Origin of the sequence: uncultured Devosia sp., assembly GCF_913055165.1 — a bacterium.
In the GTDB taxonomy this organism is placed as follows: Bacteria; Pseudomonadota; Alphaproteobacteria; order Rhizobiales; family Devosiaceae; genus Devosia.
This window is the reverse complement of the sequence record NZ_CAJXJS010000108.1, coordinates 1-5,120: the sequence shown is the minus strand read 5'-3', so window position 1 is coordinate 5,120 and position 5,120 is coordinate 1. Positions and strand designations below refer to the sequence as shown.

The 5,120-nt window shown below is 61.2% G+C and carries 5 protein-coding genes; 2 read left to right on the top strand and 3 right to left on the bottom strand.

The features are described from left to right. Positions 1 to 567, bottom strand: a 567-nt coding sequence (locus tag QZ564_RS18895; protein ID WP_297113447.1) for an ATP-binding protein, incomplete at its 3' end; no start/stop codon positions are given. Positions 568 to 857: 290 nt separating this feature from the next. On the opposite strand from QZ564_RS18895, the gene QZ564_RS18890 reads away from it, so the two are divergent. Together QZ564_RS18890 and QZ564_RS18885 are read left to right on the top strand one after the other, a co-directional pair. Next, positions 858 to 1,028, top strand: coding sequence for a hypothetical protein (locus tag QZ564_RS18890; protein WP_297113445.1), 171 nt, complete (start codon positions 858 to 860; stop codon positions 1,026 to 1,028). 280 nt (positions 1,029 to 1,308) lie between these two features. Continuing rightward, entirely contained in the window at positions 1,309 to 2,820 is a 1,512-nt protein-coding gene (locus tag QZ564_RS18885) for an ABC-F family ATP-binding cassette domain-containing protein (protein WP_297113443.1), read from the top strand. A gap of 103 nt (positions 2,821 to 2,923) precedes the next feature. On the opposite strand, the gene QZ564_RS18880 is transcribed toward QZ564_RS18885, so the two are convergent. Both QZ564_RS18880 and tig read right to left on the bottom strand, forming a co-directional pair. Then, the gene (locus tag QZ564_RS18880; RefSeq protein WP_297113449.1) at positions 2,924 to 3,223 is read right to left on the bottom strand and encodes a PRC-barrel domain-containing protein; all 300 of its coding nucleotides are present in this window, start codon (positions 3,221 to 3,223) and stop codon (positions 2,924 to 2,926) included. Between the two features lie 396 nt (positions 3,224 to 3,619). Then, complete coding sequence (tig, locus tag QZ564_RS18875; RefSeq protein ID WP_297113441.1) at positions 3,620 to 4,999, bottom strand: trigger factor; 1,380 nt, start codon at positions 4,997 to 4,999, stop codon at positions 3,620 to 3,622. Positions 5,000 to 5,120 lie beyond the last annotated feature (121 nt).

The window sequence follows — 5,120 nt, the reverse complement described above, 5'->3', positions numbered from 1 at the left end:
CTCGCCGAGTTCCTCCAGTCCGCCGACCGGGTGGCCGCGCGAGAAGCGCTGGCGGTAGAGCTTGCGGTTGCGGGCGACCTCGACCTCGAGATCGTCCGACAGCGCGTTGACGACCGAGACGCCGACGCCGTGCAGGCCGCCGGAGGTCTCGTAGACCTTGGAGTCGAACTTTCCGCCGGCATGCAAGGTCGTCATGATGACTTCGAGCGCCGACTTGTCCTTGTGCTTGGGATGCGGATCGACCGGGATACCGCGGCCATTGTCGGTGACCGTGACATAGCCCGCAGCGTCGAGCGACACTTCGATGAAGGTCGCGTGGCCGGCGACGGCCTCGTCCATGGAGTTGTCGATCACCTCGGCAAAAAGGTGATGGTAGGCGTTGATATCGGTACCGCCGATATACATGCCCGGCCGGCGGCGAACCGGCTCAAGCCCTTCCAGAATCTCGATATCTGACGCGCCATAGGCCTCCGGCGGCGCAGCAGTGGACCGGGCAGCCGGCTTGGCCGGCGTCGGGTCCTTTGGCGGTTCCGGAGTGGGAGCGGCGCTTCCGAAGAGATCTGACATGCACTTTCCATAGGTTCAGCCCGAATCGGGCAGGTCCAGTCCCTAGCATATCGCAAGCATTTCCGCGGGTCTGGCCCTCGGGGCAATTCCCACAGCCTGGACCCCCTCCAGGACCGTCAAGATGAACGGATGTTGAACGCGAAATGTTGCTTCCGGTACGCGACCCGGATCGGATCAATTTCGTCCCAAGATAGGGCGCCGGATTTACCGCTCGTTTCCTTCTTGAAAGCACTTTCTTAAATGCATCCTGATAGACAGATGGACATACGGTTTTTGTCTGGAGTTGCCGTATGCGAACCGAACAGCCGGGTATTGCGTATCAATCGGTACAGGTCGGTTCTGCGCCTCTCGGATATTGGCCGATAGCCGGATTTGGTAGTATTGCGTACCGGCTGGCCAGTTTCCGCATCTCGCGTTTTGGCGCCCTTCTGGGCGTCAGCCTGCTCTTCTATTTTGCCTGACCGACTTGCGCTGCGCCTGCAGCGCGGTTAGGTATTTGGCATCCCATATTGGTCCACACGAGAGGGGAGGGCTGCATGACTGTTTTTCAGACGCATCGTTCCCGTGGACCCGTCCATGCCCTGTGGCACGAGCTGCAGGGCTGACCAGCCTGGTCCGGACGTAACTCAATCGTTCCCGATCCTCTGGTTCGCCCTTCATGGCGACCTGGCACGAGCCAGGCGCCGGTCTGATGGCAATGGCGCCCGATATGATGTGGCGCCGGTCCAGTGAGCGAACATCATGGGTACGATCAATCTCCGAAATGCCGGCCACCGGGCTGGTGAACTGCTTTTCTCCAATCTCAACCTGACCATCGGCGAAGGCGACCGCGTTGGCCTGGTTGCGCCGAACGGCCGTGGCAAGACCACGCTGCTGCGCGCTCTGGCAGGAGAGGTGGAACTGAGCGAAGGCGAGGCCACGCGCTCGCGTGGGCTTACCATTGGCTATATGCCGCAGGAGGTGCCCGAACCGGCGCTGCCGTTGACGGCCACGGCCTTTGTGGCCTCAGCCCTCGATCCAGAGACCATGGCCACTGAGAGCTGGCGGATCGATGTGGTCATGGAGGAACTTTCAATTCCTGAGGAGTTCCGCGACCGGCCGCTTTCCCAGTTGAGCGGGGGCTGGCAGCGCATGGCCCTGATTGCCCGGGCCTGGGTCACGCAACCCGACGCCCTCCTGATGGACGAACCGACCAACCATCTCGATCTGGGCCGCATCTACATGCTGGAGCAGTGGCTTGCCTATGCTGCCCGCAACCTGCCTGTCGTCATTGCCAGTCACGACCGCGCCTTTCTGGACGCCACCACTAACCGAACCTTGTTTCTGCGGCCCAGTGAACAGGTCTATCTGCCGCTGGTCTATTCGGCCGCCCGTGCTGAACTCGATCAGATCGATGCCGCGGCCGAAGCACAGCGTGAACGCGATCTCAAGCAGGTGGCCCAATTGCGCAAGCAGGCTGCCAAACTGACCAATATCGGGATCAATTCCGGCAGTGATCTCCTCACCGTCAAATCCAAGCAATTGCGCGATCGTGCCGAGAAGATTGAGAGCCAGGTGCTTCAAGCGCATAAGGAGGGGACCGGGCTGGTGCGGCTCGGCAATAGCGGGGCAGCGGCCAAAGTGATGATGGCCTTCGAAAATGTCCCCATCGCCACGCCGGACGGCCAATTGCTGTTCACTATCGAGAAGCTACATATTTTCCAGGGCGACCGGGTGGTGCTGCTGGGCCGGAATGGCACGGGCAAGTCCCAGTTCATGCGGATTGCCACTGAAGCCCTGGCGGGACAGGTGCCCCCGGGGTTACGCATCAGTCCGCAGCTGTCGCCGGGCTATATGGACCAGGCGCTGGCTTGGTTGCCGCTCGACCAGTCACCGCTCGATTACCTGTTGCACCGGTTCGATGAGGGGGACCGGCGGACCATAGCGCTATTGGCAGGGGCAGGGTTCCCGCCGGACCGGCAGGGCAAGCCCATACGGGCCATGTCGCTTGGCCAGCGCGCCCGGCTGGCCTTGCTGGCCCTGCGGCTGGAGCAACCGAACTTCTACCTGCTGGACGAGCCGACCAATCATCTGGATATCCCCGGTCAGGAGCAGCTCGAGGCTGACATTCGGGAGCAGGGGGCAACCACTATCCTCGTCACCCATGACCGTGCATTCCTCAAGGCCATTGGTACCCGGTTCCTGCTCATCGAGCGAAAAAGGCTGGTGGAGGTCGATGGCCCTGAGGGATTCTTTTCGGAGATGGCTGGGTAGGACTGTAACGAAACGCGCCCGGCTCTGGACACTCTGCTCTCTTTCCCTCCCCCGTCCGGGGGAGGGACTTTCACTTTGGGAAAACAGCACCCCTGTGAGTTCATCAGTGGTGCTTGTGCTCCGGCATGCGCTCCAAGTCGGCCTTGGTCCAATCGGTCGCTGCGTGGACATGACCATTTTCGTCCCGCATGAACTCCAGCGTGGCCAGGTTGACCGACACCAGCTTGCGACCAATGCCGAGGAAGCCGCCAACTTCAATGACCACTTGGGCGCTTGGCCCAGTGCCATGCAGGTGCGAGACCTTGCCGATTTCCTGGTTGCGATCTCCATAGATCATGGCGCCGTTGAGGTTTTCCTCGGTAAGCTCGTGAATCATCAGCGGCGGGTGTCGTGAATGATCAATGACGGGGGCGTCGTGCCCGCCTGTCTCGCTGCGACCGGTCTGCAGATTGGCGTGGTGTCGCTCGAGTCGATCGAGTGTCGCCGCTATGCGTTCAGCGACGGCCGGATCATAGTCATGATCCGGGCCGGTGCGCTCATAGTCGCGAAGCTGCTCGGTGGTAATGCCCGCCTCCGCGGCAAAGCGGTCGGGATCCATGCCCAGCGACAGCCGCCGGTTGTGATCGCCCTTGGGCTGGTGCGGGGCCTCGGATGTGTAGTGTGGCATGCGTCATCTCCTCTTTGGAAGGAGAAGCGGGCAGGGCCCGATTGGTTCACCCATAAGCGCAGATTGACGATCAAATCCGCGCAACAAAAAGGCCGCCCGAAGGCGGCCTTTTCAATTTGGCTCGGCTCCACCTTAGTGGTGGTGCTCCTCGGGAACCTCGTCCTCGTCAGCCTGGATCAGCTTGGCGAGTTCGTCGCGGGTCATCTTCTTATCGGTGACTTCACCAAGCTCGATGATGTGGTCGACGACCTTGTTTTCGAAGATCGGGGCACGAAGGCTGGCCAGGGCCTGCGGGTTCTTGCGGTAGTAGTCGTACACCTGCTGTTCCTGGCCGGGGAAGCGGCGGACTTCGGCGATCAGCGCCTGCTGATGCTCTTCGTCGGTCACCTGCACTTCGTTGGTGTTGCCGATCTCGGCAACGACCAGGCCCAGGCGCACCCGGCGCTCGGCGATACGGCGATACTGTTCCTTGGCGGCTTCCTCGGTCGTGCCTTCGTCTTCGAAGGACCGGCCGTGGTGCTCGATCTCGTGCACGACACGCTGCCAGATGGTGTTGAATTCGGCATCCACCAGCTGAGCGGGAACCTCGAACTTGTGGCCTTCATCCAGCGCATCGAGCACCTGACGCTTCATGTGCTGACGACCCATGGACGACAGTGCATTCTCCATCTGGTCGCGGACGGCCTTGCGGAGGGCGGCAACGTCTTCCAGGCCCAGGCGCTTGGCAAAGTCATCATCCAGTTCGCCGGCATTGGGGCCGTCGACATGGAGGATGGTGACATCAAACGTGGCCTTCTTCCCGGCCAGTTCTTCGTTCTGGTAGTCCTTGGGGAAGGTGACCTTGACCTCGCCGGTCTGGCCCTTCTTCATGCCGATAAGCTGCTCTTCAAAGCCCGGGATGAATTCGCCTGACCCAACAGTCAGGTGAGCGTGATCCGAGGAGCCGCCTTCAAATTCCTTGCCGCCGATCTTGCCGACGAACGACAGGCCGAGGCGATCGCCATTCTCGACGACGGCGTCTTCGCCCTTGTCGGTGTAGCCGCGGTTCTGAGCGAATACGCGCTGCACCTCGGTCTCGACTTCCTCGTCGGAGACTTCGACCACCGGCTTGTTGAGCTTAACACCCTTGATGTCCATCAGGGTGACGGGCGGCAGCACTTCATATTCGACTTCAAAGGCGAGGTCCGCCTTGCCGTCCAGGACGTCGTTGATGACGCTCTGGTCGTCGGGCAGGTCAACCTTGGGCTGGGCGGCAGCGCGCTCTTCGCGCTTGTCCAGCGTGTCCGAGACGGTCGAGTTGATCGCGTCGGTCATCACTTCGGACATGGCCGAACGGCCATAGACCTTCTTGAGGTGCGAGGTGGGCACCTTGCCGGGACGGAAGCCCTTGATATTGGCCTGGCCCTTGAGCTCTTCCAGCTTGGCATCAAGGCGCGAATTGAGATCCGCAGCCGGAATAGTGACGCTCAGCTTGCGCTTCAGGCCTTCGTTGAGGGTTTCGGTTACCTGCATTGGGGTCTGATCCCGTATTGATTAATCTTGTTGGCCGAAGGCCGTATGGTGCGGGTGAGAGGACTCGAACCTCCACGCCTTGCGGCGCTGGAACCTAAATCCAGTGCGTCTACCAGTTCCG

Excerpts from the sequence above, each read along its gene's own strand:
- QZ564_RS18885 (WP_297113443.1), top strand. The coding sequence starts at position 1,309 with ATGGGTACGATCAATCTCCGAAATGCCGGCCACCGGGCTGGTGAACTG.
- tig (WP_297113441.1), bottom strand. The coding sequence starts at position 4,999 with ATGCAGGTAACCGAAACCCTCAACGAAGGCCTGAAGCGCAAGCTGAGC.
- QZ564_RS18890 (WP_297113445.1), top strand. The coding sequence starts at position 858 with ATGCGAACCGAACAGCCGGGTATTGCGTATCAATCGGTACAGGTCGGT.